Genomic DNA, 23,354 nt, shown 5'->3' on the forward strand with positions numbered 1-23,354 from the left:
GTCTCAGAACGCCCGCAGGTCCTCGAGCACCGCCTCGGCGCTGCCGTCGGCGATGACGTCACGGGCGGTCTCGAGGCCCGTCTCGAGACTGTCGACGTCCTCGCGGGCGTACATCCGGAACGCGCCGTTGAGGGCGATAGCGTCGGCGAAGTGGCCGTCGCGCTCGCCGGCCAGCACGTCCTCGGTGATCGTCGCGGAGTCGGCGGTGACGTCGTCGACCTCGAGGTCCTCGTTTTCCATCTCCATCCCGTACTCGGCGGTCTCGATCTCGTAGTCCTCGAGTTCGTCACCTTCGGTCCATTCGGCGACCTTCGTGTATCCGGGGCGGATGTCGTCGTAGCCTTCCATCCCCTGGAAGAAGATGGCTCGAGAGTAGTCGAGGTGGTCGCTGTTCCGGATGAGGTCGGTCAGCTTCTTCGCGAACGCGAGGTGGTAGAACGAGCCGAGGTGAACGTCGGCGTTGGCGGGGTTACCGACGGTCTCGATCGTGTTGACGAACGTCCGGACGCCCATCTGGTCGCGCCGCTCGAGCAGGTCGTGAACGCCGGGATTGAATTCGGGCTGGTAGTAGAAGCCGAATCCGGTCTCGTCGACCATGTCGGCGCTCTCCGCGGGCTCGAGCTCGGTCCTGACGCCGAGTTCGTCGAGGACGTGTTTATACGCCGTTTCTTTCTGGGTCGGGACGCGGTCCCCGGAGTGAACGACGACCGGCGTGCCCGCGGCGGCGGCCACGAGGCCGGCGCCGACGCCGAGGACGGCCGAACTGTGCTTGCCGTCGTAGTTGGCTCCGCAGTCGACCGGATCGGCCTCGGGCTCGGCGGTGACGACCGACTCCTCCCGCATGACGTCGGTGTAGCCGGCCAGCTCCTCGGGGTTGTTTCGCTTCCAGCGGTTGGCCAGCCAGAACGCGCCCAGCGTCGTCGCGTCGGGCTCGCCGGCCAGAATCCGCTGGAAGGCCTCGCGGGCCTGCTCGCGGCTCATGTCGTCGGCCGACTTGGGACCGGAGCCGACGACCTCCGTCATCAGCCGTTTCAGCGGCCACTCACCGAACTCCTGGGATGCCTGCGCCATGAGAGTCCGTTCGGACGGCGTCCGCAAAAGGGTCCCGTTTCCGGCGACGGAAGCCAGTATGAATGCCTCGAGAATCCGCGAGCGTAGCGAGCGGTTTGCTACGAGAGAGCGTTGCTCTCTCGGCATCTCGCGGAACGAAGTTCCGCGACGACTCATCGAGGTGGCTTTGCCACCTCGAGATCACGAAAGAGCGCTCGGCGCTCTTTCGAACGACACCGCCGAAGCGGGCGAAGCCCGCGGAGGCGGCCTTTTTCATCGAAGTTTTTGCGCCTACGAGGGACGCAAGGCGTCTCTCGAGCCGTGCGAACGGGAGCGTAGCTCCCGTGAACAGAAAGCGGTTCGCCGCAGGCGAACCCGATGCGCAAAAAGTTCGCTACAGTTCGATCGCCATCATCACCTCGTCGATGTACTCGTCTTCGAGTTTGTAGTGGTCCTCTCGGACGGCCTCGATGACCCAGCCCCGATCTTCGAAGAACTCGATGGCCGCCTCGTTGCTCGAGGGGACGCTCTGGTAGACCTTCTCGTGGCCCTGCGAGCGCGCCCACTCGAGGGCGCGGTCGAGCAGTTCGCTCCCGATCCCCATCCCGCGGTACTCCTCCAAGACGCCGACCGTCAGTTCGGCGGTGTGGGAGAGCTTCGCCAAGTTGGGGACGTGCAAGTGGGCCCAGCCCACGACCTCGTCGTCGACGGTCGCGACGAAGAACATCCGGGATTCGAACTCGTTGTGCCGGAGCAGGACGTTCTCGTGGTCGAGTTCGTCGGCGACGGTCTCGGCCTCGATATAGGTCATCCCCTCGACGAGCCGTCGCATCGCGCCGACGATGCCCGAGAGATCCTCCTGTCTGGCGGGTCGAATCGTGACGTCGACGTCCTCGATCGAGAACTCCTCGCGCTCGTCCTCGACGTCGATGGCGATGCGGAGGGTTCCGTCGTCGTCCTCCTCGAGATACCCGTCCCGCTTCAGGATCGCCACGTTGTGCCGAAACGCTCGCGTATACTGGGGGTCTCCCGGCGGATCCTCCGGGAAGAGCTCCTCCCGAGCACGGACCCGAGCGACCGCGCCGTGGGTCTCGACGTACTCGTAGATCTGCTCCCGTTCGTCGCCCTCGATCGCGATCGGTTCGGTGAGTGCCATGTATAATGATAACGTTCACCACCCCCATAATCGTTTCAATAGTCACGCGGGAGAGACTGTAATACCCACGAATACGAGCGAAAACCGTCTCTCGTCGGCCGGACCCGAAAGCAATACGGTACCCTTCTCCCTAGGGGCACTAATGAGCACCCTCTCGGGGGACTGGCGCGAGGGGATCGACGACGTCGACGCGGCCATCATCGACGGCTACCAGAGCGGTGTCCCCGTCGAGGAGCGACCCTTCCGATCGATCGGCGCTGCGCTGGGGATCGGCGAGGACGAGGCGCTCGAGCGCGTCACGCGCCTCCACGAGTCGGGGATCGTTCGGCGGTTCGGCGCCGTCCTCAACCCGCCGGTGATCGGCTCCTCGACGCTGGCCGCCGTCAAGGCGCCCGAGGATCGGTTCGACGAGGTCGCGGCCGTCATCAACGAGTACCGGCAGGTCAACCACAACTACGCCCGCGACCACGAGTGGAACATGTGGTTCGTCGTCACCGCCGGCTCGCGGGCCCGACGCGACGAGATCCTCGCCGAGATCGAGATGCGCACGGGCTGTCCCGTGCTCAACCTGCCGATGCTGACCGACTACTACATCGACCTCGAGTTCCCCGTCGTCAACGGCGATCGTTTCGCGCGGGAGAGCGCGGACCTACGGTCCGCGGAACAGGCGAACGGTGAAACCGTGAGCCGCAAATCGCTCGAGGAACGACTGGACTCCTCCGCGACTCGGATCAGCGAGGAAGCGACGGGCGATCTCTCCGCGCTCGAGGCCGAACTGTTGCTCGCGATCCAGGACGGGTTCCCGCTGTCGGCGACGCCGTACCGCGACATCGCCGCGGAGGTCGGATACGCCCTCGAGGACGTCCTCGAGGGCGTCGAGCGCCTCGTCGACGCCGGCTGTATCAAGCGGATCGGCTGCGTGGTCAACCACGTCGTCACGGGGTTCGACGCGAACTGCATGGTCGTCTGGGACGTTCCCGACGACCGCTTAGACGAGTGGGGCGAACGCGCGGGGGGACTGCCGTACGTCACGCTCTGCTATCACCGGCCCCGCCGCCCCGAACAGGCGTGGCCGTACAACCTGTTCACGATGATTCACGGGCGCGATGCCGACGCCGTCGACGCGAAGATCGACGAACTGGCCGCTGAGTATCTCCCCGTCGAACACGAGCGCCTCTACTCGACGGAGACGCTGAAACAGACCGGGGCGCGCTACGAGGAACTGGTCGATCGCTGAACCCGGTCCACGATACCGTTTTCCCGTCCCTTCCCCGTCCCCTCACCGTGGTGATACCAGCCACACCTCGAAAATCGTCTGCGTCGATCTTCGTGAGGCGAGAGAATCCCGCTGTCGGTCACTCATCCACGTCCGGGTGGAAGAGTTCCTCGACGGCACAGTCGAAACACCGGGCGAGCTTGAACGCCAACGTCAGCGACGGATCGTACTTCGAGTGTTCGATCGCGTAAATCGTCTGGCGGCTCACGCCGACCTCGTCGGCCAGTTCCTGCTGGGTGAGGCCGCGTTCCTCGCGCCGTTCCCGAAGTTCGTTGTCCATCGCTCGGTCGAATATCGGGCTCGAGCATCAAATACGCTGACGGATCTCGGTCGCACCGAGGACGAGCAAGACCGTGACGACGCCGACGGCGGCGAGAACGTCGACCTCCCGCGGAACGGTGGCGTCGCCCACAACGTTCCAGCCGTAGAGACTGACCATCGTTCCGAGGAGGACTGCGCCGACGACGGCCAGCGCGAGATCGAGGTTCCGGACGTCGCGCTCGTCGACGACGCCGCCCGCACCGCGGCGCGTCCGCCCGTAGTAACCGACGTTGAAGAGGAGGACCAGTATCGTCGGAGACACGAGGAGGGCCCCGAGCGACGGATCGGCGGGCGCGGTCCCAGTAGCGACTTCGAACGCCGGGATAACCAGTGCCGGCACGAGAAACAGGAGCACGTTGTACTGTAGGGGGAGCAGCGACCCCGTCGACCCGTCGGCCGGGGCGGGTTCCGGTCGGTCGGCACCGAAGAATTCCTCCTCGAGGATACCTCTGAGATCGACGGCCAAACCGACGAACGCACAGACGACTATCACGCCGACGGCCCCGAGGTAGCCCCAGACCGTGATCGTGTCGAGAACGACATCGATCGCGACGAATCCGGACGCAATGACGAGGCCACTGGCGATCACTGCAGCGAGAACGAAGAGGGCGCCGTACGCCCTGAGCGGGTTTTCGGGCATACGCGATACTTGTGGCTTGTCCTACATAAATGTAAAGGTATCTTTGCATTCGGTCGGCCATCGACCGTGGAGCGGCGACTCGAGCCGGACCTCGGCCCTCGGCTCAGCGCATCGAATCGATTCGTTGAGCCGACGATCGAAGCCGGACGGCATATTCGGCGTCGACGAGTTGGAACGAGTCCGGAACTCGTCGCCGAAGACGAGATCGCCTGCGAGTCGCTCCCGCTCGTCGAGGCGGCTGAAACGGTCCCCGAGGCGACGCTGGAAGCCGAGACCGGTTCCGATCGGGGCCGACACCCGCCGTTTATCACCACCGTGATTCACGACTGCCCGAACGAGTCGAACGAGCCTTCGACTCGCCGGCGTTCGCGGCGGAGTACCGCTGATCGACCGAACTGACGAGCGACGACCGTCGCGTCCGAACGCGGTCGTCTCATCGGAGACGTTCTATCGAAGGATTGACTGGGTCCGGCCGCTATGCCTTCTCATCCGGAGTGTCGAGTGAAATCGGCCGATTTCTCGGCGAGAAGCGGTTCTCGTTACCACTCCGGAACTCGACACCCCGACTGTCGAATGAAATACGATAGCGAGGCGAACAGCCGTTCGAGCGTGACCGCCGAACCCGCGAGCCGGACCAATCCCCGAGCGACCTGTCCCGTAGCCGAGTCTCGAGTCTGGGCGGCTCCTAATACCCCGGATGTCGAGTGAAATCAGTGTGGGATCTCCACCCCAGGTGTCGAGTGAAATCGGTCGTGGACTGCTACCCTACGTGTCGAATGAAATCAGTGCGGAACCACCGCCCCAGATGCCGAATGAAACCGGTCGGGAACTACTACCCCAGGTGTCGAGTGAAATCAGTGCGGGACCACCACCCCAGGTGTCGAGTGAAACCGGGGCGATTTCCCGGTGGAACAGGTTTCTATTACACACTTAGGAATTTGACACCCCAGGTGTCGAGTGAAATCGGTCTCGAGGTTCTGGGTGCCGCGTGCCCGTCAGACTCGAGTGTACGTAAAACCCACTACCCCAGGCGTCGAGTGAAATTATTGGAAATAGTCACCCCGGGTGTCGAATGAAATGCAATCCCATGATCCGAGGCGTCGAGTACACGGGGAATCCACTACCAGAGGTGTCGAGTGGAATCAGTAACCCCAGGTGTCGAGTGAAATGTGGTATCGAGACACGTTCGTCGGGCCGCGGTCTGCGTGGACCGACTCGCCGCCGTGAACCGACTCGCCGCTCACCCCAGGTGTCGAGTGAAATCAGGTCTCGAGAGTCGAGGGTCGAGTACACGGAGACTCGAACGTCGAGGATACGGCGGACCCGAGACCCCAGGTGTCGAGTGAATTCCGCTCGAATACGTTCCTTCCAGTTACTGCTGCTCGAGTTCCGAGAAGCGATCGTCGTCGTGAATAACGGCCTGCACGACGGACGGGTCCTCCAGCAGGTAGTAATAGTTCGTCACGCCGCTACTGTATCCGCGGCCGACTCGTTCGGTCCGGCCGAGGATATCCAGAAAGACCTGCTCGTCGAGTTTATCGCTCATCCGACGCTGCGAGAGCGTCTCGATCCCGAGGGCGCTGTCCGAGGTAATGGACTTGTACATCTCGTAGATTTCGCGGGTCGCGAACTCCTCTCGATCGCTGTGTCGGTCGGCGAGTATCGACAGCGCGTACACGGACGCCTTGATCTGCGTCGGCTGCCCCTCGAGGAGCTGCGAGAAGCGGTCGATATCGGCCTTCTCTCGAGCGTTACGGACGTGGATCTCGGTCACCTCGTCGGCGTCTTCGTCCTTCGCCAGTTCGCCGGCGTTTCGGAGGATGTCCAGCGCCTTCCTCGCGTCGCCGTGTTCCTGTGCGGCGAAGGCGGCGCTCAGCGGGATGACGTCGTCGGAGAGGACGTCCTCTCTGAACGCGTCCTCTCGATTGGACATGATTTCGCGGAGCTGATTCGCATCGTACGGCGGGAAGACGAATTCGCGGTCCTGGAGGCTGCTGAGGATCCGCTCGTCGAGCGTTTCCTTGAACGAGATCTTGTTACTGATCGCGATGATCCCGACCTTACAGGCGTCCAACTTCCCGGCTTCCCCCGCCCGCGATAGCTGCATGAGGATCTCGTTGTCCTGGAGCTTGTCGATCTCGTCGAGAATGATGATCGCGACGTCGTAGAGTTGATCCAGGATCGACCAGAAGCGCTCGTAATAGACGTCGGTCGAGAGCCCGGTGACGGGAATACTGATGCCGGTCTCTTCCGGCTCGTTCAGCTCTTGAGCCAGATTAATCACGACGCGGGTCTCGGTCTTCGTCTGGGTGCAATCGATGTACGCGCGCCCCATCTCCGTCCCGTTTTCGACCGAATACTGCTGGGCACTTCTGGTAACGTGTTTCGCGACGAGCGATTTGCCGGTTCCCGTTTTCCCGTAGATGAGCGTGTTTCGGGGCGATTGGCCCTTCACTGCGGGGTGAATGCTCGAGGCGACGTTCTGAATTTCGCTGTCCCTGCCGATGATCCGGTCCTCGTTCGGAACGAGGTCGATATCGAGGAGTTCCTTGCGGTTAAAGATCGGGTCCTCCGTCGCCCAGAAATCCTCAAGAGATCCGTCTTCGTGACCGGAGCCGTCGTCCATACTCATCACCTACCGATGAGGGTTACATATAGGCTAGTGATTGAGAGCCACCGAGTGTCGTATGTAGACCCTAGAAATTAGCAGCCCTATCCCATCTATTGCAGAGATGGTGCGCATACCGATCATCCTCGTGTCGAGTGAAATTGAAGCGGTGAGTCGGCGAAATTCGTTCGGCGACCCGCCTGTCGAGCGAGAACCGATCCGCCAGCCGTCCGTGAAACGATGAGCTGAAGAACGATCGCACTCGAGTGGCCCACACCCCAGGTGTCGAGTGTAGATTGTCGAAAACGAAAGGGGAGACGTCTAGAACGCGGTTTTAGAAATGGATGTGGTCGCGAGTGGATAGCGAAGGGGTGAGACGCGCGTAGTGAGAAGGAAGAGAACTGGCGGAGACTCCCAGCAGAGACGTTGCGCCGCCCGTTCGAACGGTCGTTCGAACTCTATCGGTCCAGTACGGTTCTGGTTTCCTCCTACTCTACATAAATATTTCCTATTAGGATGGGTATTTGTTCTCACTATATTCCTTCTCACTATACTGATACTACTGATACTGGAGATCTCTTTCATCGACGGAGACATCGCTATTGGCGTCAGCCGAGCACTATACTCCGTTTGACTGCCATTTCAGTTCCACCAGTAAATCCTCTCTACCCCCGCCACACAGACATCTACATTCGACACCTGGGGTGTGGGGGAGCAGAAGAGAAGTTGGAGGCTGAAATCGGAGGCTGAAATCAGAGATCGAAATTGGACGAAATTGTGCGTGAAATTAAACACGAAATCGAACGTGGAGGGAACGTGGGAGTGTGATCGTCTCGAAAAGAACTGGCGGTGCCGCGCCGCGAGTCGCGGCTACTCGAGCGCCTTCGCCACCAGTTCGATCGGCGTCGGCGGATTCTCGTCGGCGCCGGGACGGTGCTCGAGTTGCGTTCGACACGACGCACCGGGAGCGACGACGCGGTCGCCCTCGCTCGCGTCGACCTGCTCGTAGAGGATCTCGCCGATCCCGTCGCTCATCGAGGCGTGTTCGGCCTCGTAGCCGAAACTACCGGCCATCCCGCAGCAGCCCGAATCGAGCGGATCGACGGCGTAACCCGCCCGGCGCAGGACGCCGACCGCGTGGTGGTCCTTGGCGACGGCCTTCTGGTGGCAGTGGCCGTGGTACGTCAGCGCCTCGGTGGCCGCGCTCTCGTCGAACACGATTTCCTCGTCCAGCCGGAACGTATCGACGTACTCGCAGACGCCGTACGTCGCGGCCGCGACCCGTTCGGCGCGCTCGTCGGAGAGCAGATCGAGGTAGTCCAGTTGGAACATGACCGCGTCCGAGGGCTCGATGACGACGATCTCTCGGCTGTCCTCGACGAGCGGCGCGAGCTTCGAGACGTTTTCGCGGGCGGTCTCGCGGGCCTTCTCGAGGAAGCCCTTCGAGAACGCCGGCCGACCCGTATCGCCCAGTTCGTCGGGGACCGTCACGTGGACGTTCGCGGCCTCGAGCACCCGTACCGCGGCCTTCCCCGCTTCGGGATGGCTGTAGTTGGTGTAGGTGTCTGGATAGAGGACGACGTGCCGGTCCGCTTCGGACTCGCTGACCCGCGCACGACCGCGCTGGTCGAACCAGTCGCGGAACGTCCGCACCCGAAACGTCGGGAGCGGACGATCGGACGCGATACCGACGGTCGCCTCGAGGACCTTCCGGGCGCCCGGCAGGTTCGGCAGGGCGTTCGAGAACGGGGCGAGCTTCGACCCCACTTTCGAGAGGGTGGCGACGTTGGCGAAGAGGCGATCCCGCAGCGTCGCGCCGTTGCGCTGGTGGTACTCGTGGGTGACTTCGGCCTTGAGCTTCGCCATGTCGACCTCGCTCGGACAGTCGATGGCACAGCCCTTGCAGCCGATACACAGGCCCATCACCTCCTCGACGAACTCGTCGGAGACGGCCTCTTCGGGATCGAGATCGCCGCTCATGGCCTGTCGAAGCGCGTTCGCTCGGCCCCGGGTGGCGGTGATCTCCTCGCGGCTCGCCCGGTAGGTCGGACACATCACGCCACCGGTCGTCTCCTGCTCGCCGCGACAGCCGCCACAGCCGTGGCAGAGTTCGACCATCCCCTGCATGCCGTTGTCGTTGTCCCACTCGAGTTCGGGCTCGAAGCCCGCCTCGAACTCGTAGTCGGGATCGAACCGGAGATGCTCGCGCAGGTCGGTCGGGTCTTCCTCCCGAAACACGACCTGGCCCGGGTTCAGAAGCCAGTCGGGATCGAAAGCGGTCTTGAGGTCCTGAAACGTCTGCCAGAGCTCGTCGCCGTAGAGCTTGCGGTTCCACTGGGTGCGAGCGCGGCCGTCGCCGTGTTCCCCCGAGACCGAGCCACCGAGCTCGACGACGAGATCGGTCACGTCGTCCGCGATCCCGTGCAACTGCTCGAGGCCCACCTCGGTCTTCGTGTTCACGAGCGGTCGCACGTGGAGTACGCCCGGACCCGCGTGGGCGTAGAAGCTGGCGTAGGTGTCGTGGGACTCGAGGATCGACTCGAACTCCTCGACGAACGCCGGCAGGTTCTCGGGCGGGATCGCGGTGTCCTCGATAAACGAGATGTGCTTCGCGTCGGTCGTCCGCGAGAGCAAGATTGGAAGTCCGGACTTGCGGAGTTTCCAGAGCTGGGCGCGTTCCTCCCTCTCGTAGGCCTCGAGCGCCTCGAGGGCGAGCGTCTCCGCGCCGTCGGTACGCGGCGCGTCCTCGGCCGGCTCCCCCGCGGGCGTCGCCGACGGCACGCGGTCGGTGAGCAGTCCGGCGACCTGTTCCTCGCCGTGGTCGGCGTCCTCGGCGTAGAACTCGACCAGCAAGACGGCGTTGGTTCCCTCGGGGAGCATCTCGGTGACCGGCCCGAACTCCGCGGTGTCGCGCGCGAGGTCGATCAAGACGTCGTCTAACACCTCGACGGCGGCGGGGTCGTGTGCGAGGATCGGTTCGACGTCCCGCATCGCCTCGTGGAGGTCCGGATAGCACAGCAACGCGACGGCCTTCGTCTCGGGGACGGGCTCGAGGGCCAGCGTGGCCTCGGTGACGATAGCCAGCGTCCCCTCGCTGCCGGCCAGCAGGCGCGCGAGATTGACCGTACCCGGCTCCCCCGCTTCGGCGGTTTCACCGCCTTCGCTTCGCGACGACTCCGTCGTCGCGCTCCCCTCGCCGCCGGGCAGCTCCTCGCCGCGGGCTTCGGCGACCAATCGGTCGAGGTTGTATCCCGAGACGTTCCGCTTCAGGTCGGGATACGCCTCCTCGATCAGGTCCGCCTCGTCCTCGAGGATCCGCTCGACTTCCGCGTAAATGCGCTCCTCGAGGTCGCCCTCGGGGTCGGCCCGCTCCGCGATTTCCTCGAGGGTGACTTCGCCGAAGGTCGTCACGGTGCCGTCGGCGAGGACCGCTTCGCACTCCTCGACGTACGCGTCCGTCTTCCCGTACTTCAGGGAGTGCGAGCCCGTCGAGTTGTTGCCGATCGCGCCGCCGACGGCGCTCTTGTCGCCCCAGGCGGGGTCGGGCGCGAACTTGAGGTCGTGGGGAGCGAGGGCCTCGTTCAGCGTCCCGAGGATCGTCCCGGGCTGGACCGTCGCCGTCCGCCCGTCGGGATCGATCTCGAGGATATCGTTCATGTACCGCGTGAAGTCCAACACGACGGCGCGATTGACCGTCTGGCCGGCGAGACTCGTTCCGCCGCCGCGCGGGAGCACCGGAATCCCTCGCTCGGCGCAGTACTCGACGATCCCACCGACGTCGGCGGTCGACTCGGGGAAAGCGACGGCGATCGGCGTCACCTCGTAGGCGCTCGCGTCGGTCGCGTAGAGTTCCCGCGAGTAGGAGTCGGCGCGAACGTCACAGTCGACGAGTCGCTCGAGGTCGTCGACCAGCGCCGGCCGATCGACCTCGTCGCTCCGGTAGTCGTAGTTCGCACGTCCGTCGGCGGCCGGATCGGCGCTCGGCTCCAGTGACATAGTTGTCCCTTGTCCGGCGGTGCTTAAGTGATCATCCTTCGGGAAAGATCCCGCCCTCGGACGGTTCGTTCCGAAGCGTCCGAGATGAGCGGCGATATCCGCGGTAGTGTAACCGTTTCAAAACCGAATCGTTGGCCCGCGGTGTCGCCACGAATATTTGCGCCACGAGCAACTGCCGCTGATAACGGTGATTATCACCGTCGTCAACCCGTCGTTCGGCCGGTCACCGCCACCGAAGCGTACGAGAGCGATACGGTCCGAACGGTCGCCGCGATTCTCGTTTATGGGTTCGACAAACGGTACGCGGTTCGATCACTTCCGGTTGCTTTTCTCTACTGCAATCCAATTCAGACGCTAAGTATCTGTGTAACTGCTACAATCGAATTTAATATCAGGGAAAATATGGGCGGTAGTACCGATGACTCACTCCTCATGAGTTGCCATTACTTCGTATCAATGACACGCCGAATCCGGTCCGGCTTCAATCGGACGACGCGAGTTCGGTTTCGATCAGCGACCGCGCACGGACCGCGCACGTAATCAGATGGGATCGGTCGTTATCTCTCTCGATGCAGAAGTAGGCTGGGGATTTCACCACGACGAATCCGTGTCGGAGACGTTTCTTCGCAACACGCACCAGAATTGGCGTCGCCTCCGGGAACTATTCGACGCGTTCGAAATTCCGGCGACATGGGCGGTCACCGGGCACCTATTCTTGCGCTCGTGTACTGACAGACACCGGAACCACCCCGCCGGCGAGCGATGCTGCCAGAAATCGATCGACGACCTTCCCGCGAGCGATATCTGGTTCGGAGCCGAACTCGTCGACGAAATCGCGACCGCCGACGTCGACCACGAAATCGGCGGTCACGGGTTCACGCACGTTCACTTCGACCACGATCGGATGGACGAAGCGTTCGCCACTCGAGAGATCGAAAACTGCGTTCGTGCCGCGTCGCGCCGCGGCCACGACCTGTCGTCGTTCGTCTTCCCCGTCAACAGGATCCGACACCGGGACGCACTCGCGGCACACGGTTTCGACTGTTATCGCGGGACGAACCCGCTCCGCGACTCGCAGAGTACGCTGATGCGACAGTTGACGAAGGTATCGAGCGCGGCGGTCGGAAAACCGACGCCGCCGATCGTCGACCCGTACGTCGACGACCACGGCCTGGTCAACGTACCGGCGTCGATCTACCTGTTCAACTTCGAAGCGAAGTATAGGAAACTGTTTTCCGCGTTCGGTGAGGATCCGGTAGTCAGACAAGTGAAATCCGGGATCGACCGCGTCGCCCAAACGGACGGCGTGTTGCACATGTGGCTTCACCCTCACAACCTCCGGACGCCGGCGCACTACCAGCGGCTTCGATCGATCGCGGGGTACATCGACCGTCGTCGAAGCACGGACGGCCTACGCGTCGAAACCATGGCCGAGGTCGCAGACAGGGTGCGAGACGAGAGTCGACCGGGAACGACATTCGAGAACAGCTAACGTCTATCGATGACCGATTCGGACCCGTACGAGATCCGACAGTACGAACCGGCCGATAGGGACGCGTTTCTCGACCTGTTCGCCGACGTACTGGGCGGGCGAATGGGCGACGACTGGTTCACGTGGAAGTACGAACGGAATCCGTACGTCGACCACGTTCCCATTCTAGTTGCACAGCGAGACGACGAACTCGTCGGCGCGCGGGCGTTCTTCCCGCTCCGCCTCGCGGCGGGCGACGACGAGTTCAGCGCCTTCCAGCCGTGCGATTCGATGGTCCGTCCCGAGCACCAGCGTCGGGGACTCTTCACGCGGCTGACCGAGCGGGCGATCGACAGATACGACGACGTGGATCTGTTCTTCAACTTCCCGAACCACCGCTCGCTCCCGGGGAATCTCAAACTCGGCTGGCGGGTCGCGAGCGAGCGAGAGACGTACTACCGAATCCAGAATCCGACCGCGTGGCTCCCCCGACTCGAACCGGTCGAGCCGATCGTTCGATCGCTGGCGAGCGGGTACGTCTCGCTCCGGGATCGATTCGCCGATCCGACCGATGCGGTCGAACTCTCGCGGTACGATCGCGTGCCGGCCTCGCTGCTCGCGACGCTGGCTTCGTCCGAGACGATCCCGGAATTTCACGTCGTTCGCGACGAAACGTTCTACGAGTGGCGGTTCGCGAATCCGCTCTGGACGTACCGCACGATCGTCGCGACGCGGGACGGAGCGCCCGTCGCAGCGGTCGTCTACGGTCGACGGGATCGAACGACCGGTCCGACGGTCGTCCGAATCCTCGACGTCCTCCCGCTCGCAGCGGGGACGAGTTCGTCCCCGTCCCGGCAGGCGACACTGGCTGCACTTCTCGACGCGGTGCTTCGAGAAACCGGCGATGCGGACGTCATCGCCGCTCCCGGGTCGGTGGTCCCCCGGGCGGTGTTGCGGTCGCGGGGCTTTCACAGCGACCAGCGAGCGCCCCTGAAGTGGGGCACCTCGTCGTCGACGCACGTCGTCAGACCGGCCGGGACACCGCCGCTTGACTGGACGCGGTCCGGAACCCGGCTCGCGGACGGCGCGAACTGGCGACTCGCGTTCTGCGAGGTCGACAGCGGGTGAGGAAACCTCGTTTTCGGTGACCGCGTTCGGACGCTCGATCACCGGGCGTTAGGCCGAGAACGAACCCGTCACCGTCCTCGTCGGAGTTCGTCGGTCAACTGCTCGATCGTCTCCTGTTGGCTCTCGAGGCGATCGCTCTGCCGTTCGATCCTGGTTTCGATCGTTTCCAGTCGCTCGCGAACGTCCGAGCTCGAGACCGCGTTGCTTTCTGCCGCCGCGTTTCGGTCTTCCGGTTGCTGTCTCTCTCCGACGGTCGACGCGTCGTCGTCCGGGTCCTCGTTGACGTCCGCTTCGCGGTCATCGTCGACACCGTCGAACGTAGCACGGAGGGTGGAGCCGAACGAACCGATCGGGTCCGGTGCGGCCTCGAGGGGGGTGATAACCTCGTCGAGGTCGAGCGCACCGACGGCGACCGCGGCCACGAGGAAGAGCGCCGCCCCCACAGGGGGGACGACGGCCAGTGAGAGGATCGAATCCCCGAGAAATCGTGCCAGCAGACCGATCGGAATCGAAGCGATCCCGCCCGCGAAAATGACCCGCGGAATCCGCGCACCGGTGATCGGGTCGAATCCGATTCTTTTGGCGCTCCAGACGTGAAACACGAACATAGACCCGTAGCTGAGGCTCGTTGCGGTCGCCGCACCGTACATTCCGTACCGGGGGATCAACAGCGCGTTGAGCGCGATGTTGCCGACCGCCGCTGCACCGGTCGAGGCGATCAGCACGTGAAGATCGCCTTTTCCCTGCCCGATCGCGAGAATCGGTCGCGCCAGCGCGAACCCGACGCAGCCGGGAAGCAACAGCAGGATCGGACCGTAGCTCGCGATGTATTCGTCACGAAATATGATCGGTAGCGCAACCGGGGCGAGCGTGCCGATGCCGACCATGAGTAGTAAGGTAAACAACAGTGTGTATCGTGTGACACGAGAGGCAAGCGAGTTGATCCGCTCGTGGTCGCGATTCGACCAGATGTTCGAGGTCGAGTGTAAGAGCACGTTCTGTAACGCCAGCGGGACGATCCAGAGGAACTCCGCGATCGTGAGGGAAATGTTGTAGTAACCGGTCTCCTGTGCCGTCGTAAACATCCTGAGCATTATGACGTCGATTTTGTACAACGACGTCAAACAGAGGATCAAGACGATGCTGAGCGCGTTGAAGGTGAACAGTTCGCGGCGCGGAAAGTCTGTAGGCGGAATCCGGGCGAGCGCGGTTCGCAGCGACACTGTGCGGTTTATCAGTACGAGCCCGATGATCGAGGTCGTTACCGCGCCAGTCATGTGGCCGATCAGCACACCCGGGACGCCGTGTCCGAGGAACGCGAGGCCGACGCCGACGGTGATAAACAGAATTTTATCGAGGAAGAGCAACGGCTCGGAGTAGCGCTCGAGACCGAATCCCATGAGCGTCCGCCGCGTGTACTCGCGGAACTGGGAGGTGAACACGAGCAGCGAGAGGAGATAGAAGTACGTCCGATACGACGTCCCGAACCGGGACGTGATGATCCCGGTCTGGGCCGCGAGCGCGAGTCCGAAACAGCCGATCGCCGCGAGCAGGATCGCCATCCGAAGGTAGAATCCGACGACGTGTTCGTCCCAGTGGGGACTGTCGCGTTCCTCCGCGACGTACTTTCGCACGCCGTCGCCGACGCCCGAACTGACGAAGATCATGTAGACCGAAAAGATCGCCATCAGACCCGCGTAGTCACCGTATCCCGACGACCCCAGAAACCGAGTCAACAGCGGTGCCGAGAAGAAATCGAGACCGATGAGGAGAAACTTGATGCTGACGATCGAGAGAAAACCGCTCATGATGCTTCGTTTCATGTCTCGTGATGCAACCGTCGCGATAGGGTGTCATTCGCGCTACGCGTTATCAGTTCGGCCGACGTACCGAGCATCGGGGTGAACTTGACGACTCCGACTCGCGGGTCGGACGCGTCGACGGTGCAACGAAAGCGACTGGCGATGATCGGACGCGCGCAGTCGATGGAAACGGCGACGAACTCGTTCGCGTGCGCTGGAGAACGCGTCCGTACGTTCGACCGCTCGAACGGAGAGAGTGACGACCGACCGGTCAGATCCATTGATCGCTCGTAGTAACCGTTCTGGGATTATTATACAGCGAATAAGTGGCCGGAAGCACCGATTTTCCCGAATCCGACGATAGCCACCCCGGTCGGGGAGGCGGACCGCGAGAGTCGCGTCGCGAACACCGTCCCGCGAGCGGCCGGCGTCGCTCTCGCAGTTATCCTCCGAAAACACCATAAAACATTCATATATGTCGTCTAGATATTTTCAGTGCGGCTTTCACACGTCGAAACGTCTAAAAACGAGTGAAACGTCGATATATGGCCAAATAAGGCGGTTTTACCGTCGAATTTGGCCAGCAATCAGAAGGAGTTAGATAGTTTAATTATTGGTCTAATATCGGTATTCAAGCACCCTAAACGGCGGAGATATGATGTTCTCGATCGAGATCGGTGGAACAGCGTTAAAAACATAATAGAATAGAATAGAACGATGTCTTATAACTAATCCAGAATATTATGCCGTCTCACTACTCGCCGGTGAACTCCGGCTCGCGGCTCTCGAGGAACGCCTCGATTCCCTCGTTGTCGTCTTCGATCGCAAACGGCCGAACGGTTCGGCTCGGACTCGAACACCGTCCGCGAACGTTCCGTCATACTCGATCACGTCCGCAGCGGTAACGAACGCGCGCGAGTCCACCCGCCGGTGAAGACGTGCACGCGAATCGCGTCCGCGACGGTCCCGCTAGTTCGGTGCGGACCCGCCAGTCGACGCCTCGGGGCGTTCGTGCGTTCGATGGCGACTGTCGTCACCGCTCGGGGTGTCCGCCAACCGGGACGAAGACCGCTTCGAGAGTAGCGTCGAGCGCGGCGAGTCCGATCATTCGTCCGTACCCCAGTCGCCGCTCGTGCCGACGCGCTCGCCGTCCTCCCAGACGTAGTAGCCCTCGCCGGTCTTCTTCCCGAGCTTGCCCGCGCGGACCTTCCGGCGCAGGGACTGTGGCGGCTTGAATCGCTCGCCGAGCTCCTCGCGGAGGTGTTCGGCGATGTGCAGGCGGACGTCCAGCCCGACGTGGTCGGTCAGTTCGATCGGTCCTATCGGGTGGCCGTAGCCGAGTTCCATCCCCTCGTCGATGTCGGCCGGCTCGGCGACGCCCTGTTCGACCATCCGGATCGCCTCGAGTCCCAGCGCGACGCCGAGTCGGGAGGTGGCGAAGCCGGCCGTGTCGCGGACGACGACGTCCGCTTTCTCGATACCCTGCACGTAGTCGACGGCGAACGCCTCGGTGCGCTCGTCGGTCTGTTCGGCGATCACGATCTCGACGAGGTCCATGATGTGGGGCGGATTGAAGAAGTGCAGCCCCACTGCGCGCTCGGGACGCTCGAGCGCGCTGGCCATCTCCGTGACCGACAGCGAGGAGGTGTTCGAGGCGATGACGGTGTCCTCGCTCGCGGCGTCCTCGACGTCCGCGAAGACGTCCTTCTTCAGGTCCATGTCCTCCGGGACCGCCTCGACGACCAGGTCGGCGTCTTCGACGGCCGCCTCGAGGTCGGTCGTCCCCTCGATGCGCTCGAGGGTCTCCTCCATCTCGTCGTCCGTGATTTTGTCCCGGTCGACGCCCCCCTGCAAGTTCTCGCGGATCCCCTCGAGGCCGTCCTCGACGAAGTCCTCCTCGATGTCCCGCAGCACGACGTCGTGGCCCGCCATCGCGGAGACCTGTGCGATTCCGTGACCCATGCTCCCGGCTCCGAGGACTGCGACGTGCATGTGCGAAGCCACAGCGGAAACTATCAAAAGCGTTCCCGTTCGAACAACCCGCTCGAACCGCACGCGTACGGTACCGGTCCGAAATCAACTGCACGGCAGTCGAAACAGTCCACGTGGCGCGACGTATTCCTCTCTACTGCCCATGACACCGGCCGAACATCCACCACTGGACGTAATGGATGAATCGTCGATCACGTAGCGGAGAACGGAGCTACTTTGGGTTCGGAGCCCGAGTCAATCGGTACCAATGAGCGACCGACAGCCAGTCATCATTGCGGCAGTCAGGACCCCGCAGGGGAAACACGGTGGCGTCTTCGCCGAAACCGGCAGCGAGGAGCTCTCGGTGCCGCTCGTCGACGAAATGCTCGAGCGAACCGGCCTCTCCGGCGACGACGTCGACGACGTCCGCTGGGGGTGTGCCAAGCAGGTCAACGAGCAGAGCAACAACATCGCCCGCGTCATCGCCCTCCTCTCGGAGCTCGGCGAGGGCGTTCCCGGCACGACCATCGACCGCCTCTGTGCCTCCTCCGCGGAGGCGATCATGAGCGCCAGCGACGCGATCCGCGCGGGCCAGCGCGACGTGATCGTCGCCGGCGGCGTCGAGAACATGTCTCGCAACGAGCGCCGGAAGGGGATCGACTCCTACGACGGCATCGCCGAGCAGTACGACGCCGCCGGCCTCGCGATGGGCCAGACCGCCGAAAAGGTCGCCCGCGAGTACGACATCTCCCGCGAGGAACAGGACGCATACGGCGCCCGCAGCCAGCAACGGGCCGTCGAGGCCACCGAGGCGGGGAAATTCGACGACGAGATCGTCCCCATCGAAACCGAGGACGGCACCGTCACCGAAGACGAGGGCCTTCGTCCCGGCACCACGACAGAGAAGATCGCCGACCTCCCGCCGGCGTTCGAGGAAGACGGCACCGTCACCGCCGCCAACGCCTCGCAGGTCTCCGACGGTGCCGCGGGCGTTCTCGTCACCAGCCGCGCGTTCGCCGAGGAGAACGACCTCGAGATCGCGGCCGAAATCGAGGACCACAACGTCGCGGGCGTCGACCCGACGATCATGGGCATCGGCCCGGTCCCCGCGGTGCGGGGCATCTGGGAGCGCAACGGCCGCTCGGCCGAGGACTACGACCTCGTCGAACTCAACGAGGCCTTCGCCAGTCAGACGATCTACTGCCGCGACGAACTCGGCTTCGACGACGAGACGTTCAACGTCAACGGCGGTGCCATCGCTATCGGTCACCCGCTGGGTGCGTCGGGCGCCCGCCTCCCCGTTACGCTGATCCACGAACTCCGGCGCCGCGGCGGCGGTCTCGGGCTCTCGACGATGTGTGTCGGCTACGGACAGGGAGCGGCGATCGAATTTACCGTCGACTGAGACGGTTCGGCTGGGATTGTGCGAGGCCGACGCTGCGCGTCGGCCGAGACAAACGGTGGACGCGTCAGGACGCGACGGCCGACGATCGGCGGTAAACGGTCGGCCTCGAGCGCCGCGGCTCGTGCTGGCGAGAACGAGGGAACGACACTGACGGCTACGACGCCGTCCGACGAGGGAACCGCGGAACAAAGGCGGTGAACCGACCGAATCAGAAGATCTGGTCGGCGATGATGTTCTTCTGGATCTCGCTGGTGCCCTCGTAGATCTTCGTGATGCGGGCGTCGCGGTAGTACCGTTCGGCGGGGTAGTCCGTGACGTAGCCCGAGCCGCCGTGGACCTGCACGCCCTCGTCGGCGACCTCGACGGAGATCTCGCTCGCGAACAGCTTCGCCATGCTCGAGTACTGCGCGGCGACGTCCTGGTTGTTCCGTTCGACCTGGCTGGCGGCGCGGTAGGTCAGCGAGCGGGCGGCCTCGACCTTGGTGGCCATCTCGGCGATCTTGTGCTGGATGGCCTGGAACTCCTTGATCTTCTGGTCGAACTGCTCGCGCTCGTTGGCGTACTCGACGGCGGCGTCGAGGGCCCCTTGCGCGGCGCCGACGGCCTGCGCGGCGACGCTGGTGCGACCGGAGGCGAAGAACTCCATCAGTTGGTAGAAGCCCTTGTCGACCTCGCCGATGACGTTCTCCTCGGGGACGCGGACGTCGTCGATGACGACCTCCGCGAGGTCGGAGGCGCGGATGCCCAGCTTGTTGGTGATCTTCTCGGTCTTGATGCCGTCGCGGTCCATCTCGACGAGGAACGCGGTGATACCGCGGTGGCCCTCGTCGGGACTGGTCTTGGCCATCAGGACGCCGACGTCGGCGACGGTCCCGTTGGTGATCCACATCTTGTTGCCGTTCAGGACGTACTCGTCGCCGTCTTCCTCCGCGACCGTCTCGATGCCGGCGACGTTCGAGCCGTGGGCGGGCTCGGAGATCATGGAACAGGAGGCGGTCTCCCCGTTAGCGATCTTCGGGAGCCACTCCTCTTTCATCCACTCGTCGCCGAACTCGATGATCATGTCCGAGCCGAAACCGGCGCTGCCGACGGCCGAGCCGATCCCCGGATCCGCGCGCCAGAGCTCCTCGGTGACGATCGTCGTCGAGAGCTTGTCCATCCCCGCACCGCCGTACTCGATCGGAATGTTCGGCGCGACGAAGTCGTATTCAGCGGCCTTCTCGCGAAGCTCCTCGGGATACTCGTGCTCCCGGTCGTGCTCCTCCGCGACCGGTGCCATCTCGTTTTCCCCGAACTCGCGAACGGCCTCGCGAATGGCCTCGTGTTCGTCGGACAGCGTAAATGCCATACCGTATCGATCGACTGCGGGAACCAAAATAGCTTCGGTATATTCAACAGATGTAAAGTGTCCTCGCCCAATCGCTAACCTTGTTAAGGATGCTCGGCGAAACGGCGAGCCGCGAGCAGAACGCTTGTTGCCCATCGGACCCACTCCGCCACGCCCCTCAAAACGTATTCGTCTGACAGAACGTACCGTAATACCTATCCGGACATTGGTAGAGTATCACGTATGCTGGATTTCGTCGATCTCGAGGCGGATTTGGACCAGGAAGAGCGCATGATCCGCGATACGGCCCGGGAGTTCGTCGCGGAACACGTCAGGCCCGCCATCGGCGAGCACTTCGAGAACGGGACGTTCCCGAAAGAGGTCATCCCGAAGATGGGCGACCTCGGCTTCTACGCCCCCAACCTCGAGGGATACGGTTCGCCGAACGTCTCCGAAACGGCCTACGGACTCCTCATGCAGGAACTCGAGGCCTGCGACTCGGGGCTGCGGTCGATGGCGTCGGTCCAGGGTGCACTCGTCATGTATCCGATCCACGCCTACGGGAGCGAGGCCCAGAAGGAGGAGTGGCTGCCGAAACTCGGCGAGGGCGAGGCCGTCGGCTGTTTCGGGCTCACGGAACCCGAACACGGCTCGAACCCGTCGGCGATGGAGACCCGTGCAGAGGAGGACGGCGACGGCTACGTCCTCAACGGCTCGAAGACCTGGATCACCAACTCGCCGATCGCGGACGTCGCGGTCGTCTGGGCGCGCGACCAGTCGGATCCCGACACCCCCGTCAGAGGCTTCCTCGTCGAGACGGACCGCGACGGCGTCTCGACGAACAAGATCACCGAGAAGCTCTCCCTGCGGGCCTCGATCACGGGCGAGATCGGCCTCAACGACGTCTCCGTCCCCGAGGAGAACGTCCTACCCGGCGTCTCCGGCATGAAGGGGCCGCTGTCCTGTCTCACGCAGGCCCGCTACGGCATCGCCTGGGGCGCCGTCGGCGCCGCCCGCGACTGCTTCGAGGAGGCCCGCCAGTACGCACAGGACCGCGACCAGTTCGGCGGCCCGATCGGACGCTTCCAGCTCCAGCAGCGCAAGCTCGCGGAGATGGGAACCCAGATCACGCTGGCCCAGTTGCTCGCCTACCGCCTGGCGGAACTCAAGGAGCGCGGCGAGATGCGGCCCCAACACGTCTCGATGGCCAAGCGCAACAACGTCCGAACGGCTCGCGACCAGGCCAGAATCGCCCGCGAGATGCTCGGCGGTAACGGCATCACGACCGACTACTCGCCGATGCGCCACATGGCCAACATGGAGACGGTCTACACGTACGAGGGCACCCACGACATCCACACGCTCGTCCTCGGCGAGGAGTTCACGGGTATCCCGGCCTACCAGTAACGACTCGAGGCGACCGTCTCGAGACGGTCCGGTACGAGAACTGCGTTACCTGCAGGAAGCGATTCGTCACTCTTGTCCCGACTTCCGGAATACGTATTTCGTAATACGGGATATTGTTCCCGGAAAGCGAAAATAGTCGGGTCATCTCGCGACGGCAACGACAAGCGTTCCGCAGCTCTGCAACTGCGTTTCACTCTCCGGAACATTGAACTGGTTAGTGACGGATGTACACGTATGGAGACGGACGAGGGAGACGAAACCGACGCGGGCGTCTCGACTACGCGAAAGACGTTCGCGATCCTCGAGGCGCTCGCGGAAACGGACGGGCTCACGATCACGGAACTCACCCGCCAAACGGGACTGAGCAAGAGCACCGTCTACCGCCATCTCGCGACGCTGACCGACATGGGATACGTCGTCGAACGCGACGGCGAGCACTCCATCGGCTTCCGACTGCTCGAGATCAGCGAGCGGGCACGCAACCGAGAGGCGGGCTACGCGGCCGCGAAACGGGCGGTGTTCGAACTCGGTCAGGAGACCGGCGAGCGAGCGGTCTTCACCGTCGAAGAGCGCGGCGAGGCCGTCTACATTCACCGATACGGCAGCCGCTCGAACACGTTGATCGGCGAACGGCGGCCGCTGCACTCGCTAGCGTCGGGGAAGGCGATCCTCGCGGAGTGGGACGACGACGCGGTCGCCCGGTTCGTCGACGAGAAGGGTCTCGAGGCGATCACGGACAACACCATCACCGACCCCGGTGAGCTCCGCGCCGAACTCGAGCGGATCCGAGAGCGCGGCTACGCCGTGAACGATCAGGAACACATGGACGGCCTCCGGGGCGTCGCCGTCCCCGTCTACACGCCCGACGACGACCTGCTCGGCGCGCTTAGCGTGTTCGGACCGACGAGTCGATTCAAAGACGCGACCGTCCACGAGGAACTTCCGGCCCGACTCCGAGACAGGGCCGACGAGATCCGCGTGACGCTCGCCTACGGCTGAACCGGTCGCGATCGATCCGACGGCGTCGAACGGACGTCCGACTCGTGCGTTCCCACGCTCGAGTGATCGATCCAGTAGCCGGTTCGACTCGAAACGAGAGACAGCCACCCGTTCGATTTCCCGTCCTTCGATTTCGTCTGCATATTGTTTCACCATACGGAACAGATGACTGGCGTAGCGAGAACGCTCACTGCGGCCGCACGTTTATCAGTGATCACGCGGCCAACGGGGGTATGTCGACGCGACAGCAATCGACGCGACGAACGGTACTCCGAACGATCGGCTCGCTGGGTCTGGCATCGGTCGCCACGGCGGCGACGGCCAGCGCCGACAGCGACGCCGACGAACCGACACCGCCCGCAGACGCAGGCGATGCCCGCTCGAGGTCGGCTACGGCCGGCTGCGAGCCGGCCGACGTGAACCAGTACATCGCGACCGTCGACCGGATCGTCGACGGACGATACGTCGTCCTCTTGCTCGAGGAGGACGGCGAACTCGTCGATCAGCACGTGGCTCCGCGATCGACGCTCGAGTCGGTCGATGCCGACGATATCCTGCGAGTAGTTATCAAGGACGACGACCTCCTCGTGGCACAGCGACTCCCGAGACGACCCGGCCGGAGCGCCACGGACCCGACGCCACAGGAACGATTCGACTCGCTGGCCAGCGACGACGAGCCCGCGTAGCCACGGTCGTCGAAGCGGTGGGTAGCCGTCCGGAGGCGACTCCGGCAGTGGGCCAGAACCATCTGTAGCCATCGCTCTATCGGGCGTTTCCCGGTATCGGCCCGATCGAAC

Annotated in this window: 16 protein-coding genes and 1 pseudogene; 7 read left to right on the top strand and 10 right to left on the bottom strand. The window is 63.5% G+C overall.

Annotated features, from left to right (window positions below; all coding sequences use genetic code 11):
* Positions 1-3: 3 nt before the first annotated feature.
* Together WD430_RS04935 and WD430_RS04940 are read right to left on the bottom strand one after the other, a co-directional pair.
* Positions 4-1,071 (bottom strand): anthranilate phosphoribosyltransferase, encoded by a 1,068-nt coding sequence (locus WD430_RS04935; protein WP_339104919.1) that lies wholly within the window; start codon positions 1,069-1,071, stop codon positions 4-6.
* Positions 1,072-1,444: 373 nt separating this feature from the next.
* A complete protein-coding gene (locus WD430_RS04940) occupies positions 1,445-2,206 on the bottom strand; it encodes a GNAT family N-acetyltransferase (protein WP_339104920.1) in 762 nt (253 codons plus the stop codon).
* A 142-nt stretch (positions 2,207-2,348) separates the two neighbouring features.
* Here WD430_RS04940 and WD430_RS04945 point away from each other — a divergent pair, with 142 nt between their 5' ends.
* Positions 2,349-3,443 (top strand): Lrp/AsnC family transcriptional regulator, encoded by a 1,095-nt coding sequence (locus WD430_RS04945; RefSeq protein WP_339104921.1) that lies wholly within the window; start codon positions 2,349-2,351, stop codon positions 3,441-3,443.
* A gap of 118 nt (positions 3,444-3,561) precedes the next feature.
* Here the strand turns inward: WD430_RS04945 and WD430_RS04950 are convergent, their stop codons facing one another.
* The 4 genes from WD430_RS04950 to WD430_RS04965 all read right to left on the bottom strand — a co-directional run bounded on the left by WD430_RS04950 (position 3,562) and on the right by WD430_RS04965 (position 11,047).
* Positions 3,562-3,762 carry a helix-turn-helix transcriptional regulator gene (locus tag WD430_RS04950; RefSeq protein ID WP_339104922.1) on the bottom strand — a complete coding sequence of 67 codons (201 nt, stop codon included), beginning with the start codon at positions 3,760-3,762 and terminating at the stop codon, positions 3,562-3,564.
* Positions 3,763-3,789: 27 nt separating this feature from the next.
* Positions 3,790-4,443: a hypothetical protein gene (locus tag WD430_RS04955; RefSeq protein ID WP_339104923.1), complete on the bottom strand. Its 654-nt coding sequence runs from the start codon at positions 4,441-4,443 to the stop codon at positions 3,790-3,792.
* 1,372 nt (positions 4,444-5,815) lie between these two features.
* Positions 5,816-7,069: an orc1/cdc6 family replication initiation protein gene (locus tag WD430_RS04960; RefSeq protein ID WP_339104924.1), complete on the bottom strand. Its 1,254-nt coding sequence runs from the start codon at positions 7,067-7,069 to the stop codon at positions 5,816-5,818.
* Between the two features lie 852 nt (positions 7,070-7,921).
* Positions 7,922-11,047, bottom strand: a complete 3,126-nt coding sequence (locus WD430_RS04965) for an FAD-linked oxidase C-terminal domain-containing protein (RefSeq protein WP_339104925.1) — start codon at positions 11,045-11,047, stop codon at positions 7,922-7,924.
* Positions 11,048-11,591: 544 nt separating this feature from the next.
* On the opposite strand from WD430_RS04965, the gene WD430_RS04970 reads away from it, so the two are divergent.
* Positions 11,592-12,539 carry a polysaccharide deacetylase gene (locus WD430_RS04970; RefSeq protein ID WP_339104926.1) on the top strand — a complete coding sequence of 316 codons (948 nt, stop codon included), beginning with the start codon at positions 11,592-11,594 and terminating at the stop codon, positions 12,537-12,539.
* A gap of 9 nt (positions 12,540-12,548) precedes the next feature.
* Positions 12,549-13,646 (top strand): GNAT family N-acetyltransferase, encoded by a 1,098-nt coding sequence (locus WD430_RS04975; protein ID WP_339104927.1) that lies wholly within the window; start codon positions 12,549-12,551, stop codon positions 13,644-13,646.
* A gap of 68 nt (positions 13,647-13,714) precedes the next feature.
* On the opposite strand, the gene WD430_RS04980 is transcribed toward WD430_RS04975, so the two are convergent.
* From WD430_RS04980 to WD430_RS04990, 3 genes and pseudogenes are all read right to left on the bottom strand, one after another.
* Positions 13,715-15,469, bottom strand: a complete 1,755-nt coding sequence (locus WD430_RS04980) for a polysaccharide biosynthesis C-terminal domain-containing protein (RefSeq protein WP_339104928.1) — start codon at positions 15,467-15,469, stop codon at positions 13,715-13,717.
* Positions 15,470-16,202: 733 nt separating this feature from the next.
* Positions 16,203-16,286: pseudogene (locus tag WD430_RS04985) on the bottom strand (3-hydroxybutyryl-CoA dehydratase); the annotation flags it as partial.
* A gap of 266 nt (positions 16,287-16,552) precedes the next feature.
* Positions 16,553-17,440 carry a 3-hydroxyacyl-CoA dehydrogenase family protein gene (locus WD430_RS04990; RefSeq protein WP_339104929.1) on the bottom strand — a complete coding sequence of 296 codons (888 nt, stop codon included), beginning with the start codon at positions 17,438-17,440 and terminating at the stop codon, positions 16,553-16,555.
* A gap of 247 nt (positions 17,441-17,687) precedes the next feature.
* On the opposite strand from WD430_RS04990, the gene WD430_RS04995 reads away from it, so the two are divergent.
* The gene (locus tag WD430_RS04995) at positions 17,688-18,824 is read left to right on the top strand and encodes a thiolase family protein (RefSeq protein WP_339104930.1); all 1,137 of its coding nucleotides are present in this window, start codon (positions 17,688-17,690) and stop codon (positions 18,822-18,824) included.
* A gap of 208 nt (positions 18,825-19,032) precedes the next feature.
* Here the strand turns inward: WD430_RS04995 and WD430_RS05000 are convergent, their stop codons facing one another.
* On the bottom strand, positions 19,033-20,172 hold the full coding sequence (locus WD430_RS05000; RefSeq protein ID WP_339104931.1) for an acyl-CoA dehydrogenase family protein: 1,140 nt from the start codon (positions 20,170-20,172) through the stop codon (positions 19,033-19,035).
* A gap of 222 nt (positions 20,173-20,394) precedes the next feature.
* Between WD430_RS05000 and WD430_RS05005 the strand changes: the two genes are divergently transcribed.
* From WD430_RS05005 to WD430_RS05015, 3 genes are all read left to right on the top strand, one after another.
* On the top strand, positions 20,395-21,558 hold the full coding sequence (locus tag WD430_RS05005; protein WP_339104932.1) for an acyl-CoA dehydrogenase family protein: 1,164 nt from the start codon (positions 20,395-20,397) through the stop codon (positions 21,556-21,558).
* Between the two features lie 234 nt (positions 21,559-21,792).
* Positions 21,793-22,557: an IclR family transcriptional regulator gene (locus WD430_RS05010; protein ID WP_339104933.1), complete on the top strand. Its 765-nt coding sequence runs from the start codon at positions 21,793-21,795 to the stop codon at positions 22,555-22,557.
* Between the two features lie 233 nt (positions 22,558-22,790).
* Positions 22,791-23,243 carry a DUF3006 domain-containing protein gene (locus WD430_RS05015; RefSeq protein ID WP_339104934.1) on the top strand — a complete coding sequence of 151 codons (453 nt, stop codon included), beginning with the start codon at positions 22,791-22,793 and terminating at the stop codon, positions 23,241-23,243.
* Positions 23,244-23,354 lie beyond the last annotated feature (111 nt).

Source organism: Haloterrigena sp. KLK7, from assembly GCF_037914945.1.
Taxonomy (GTDB): Archaea; Halobacteriota; Halobacteria; order Halobacteriales; family Natrialbaceae; genus Haloterrigena; species Haloterrigena salinisoli.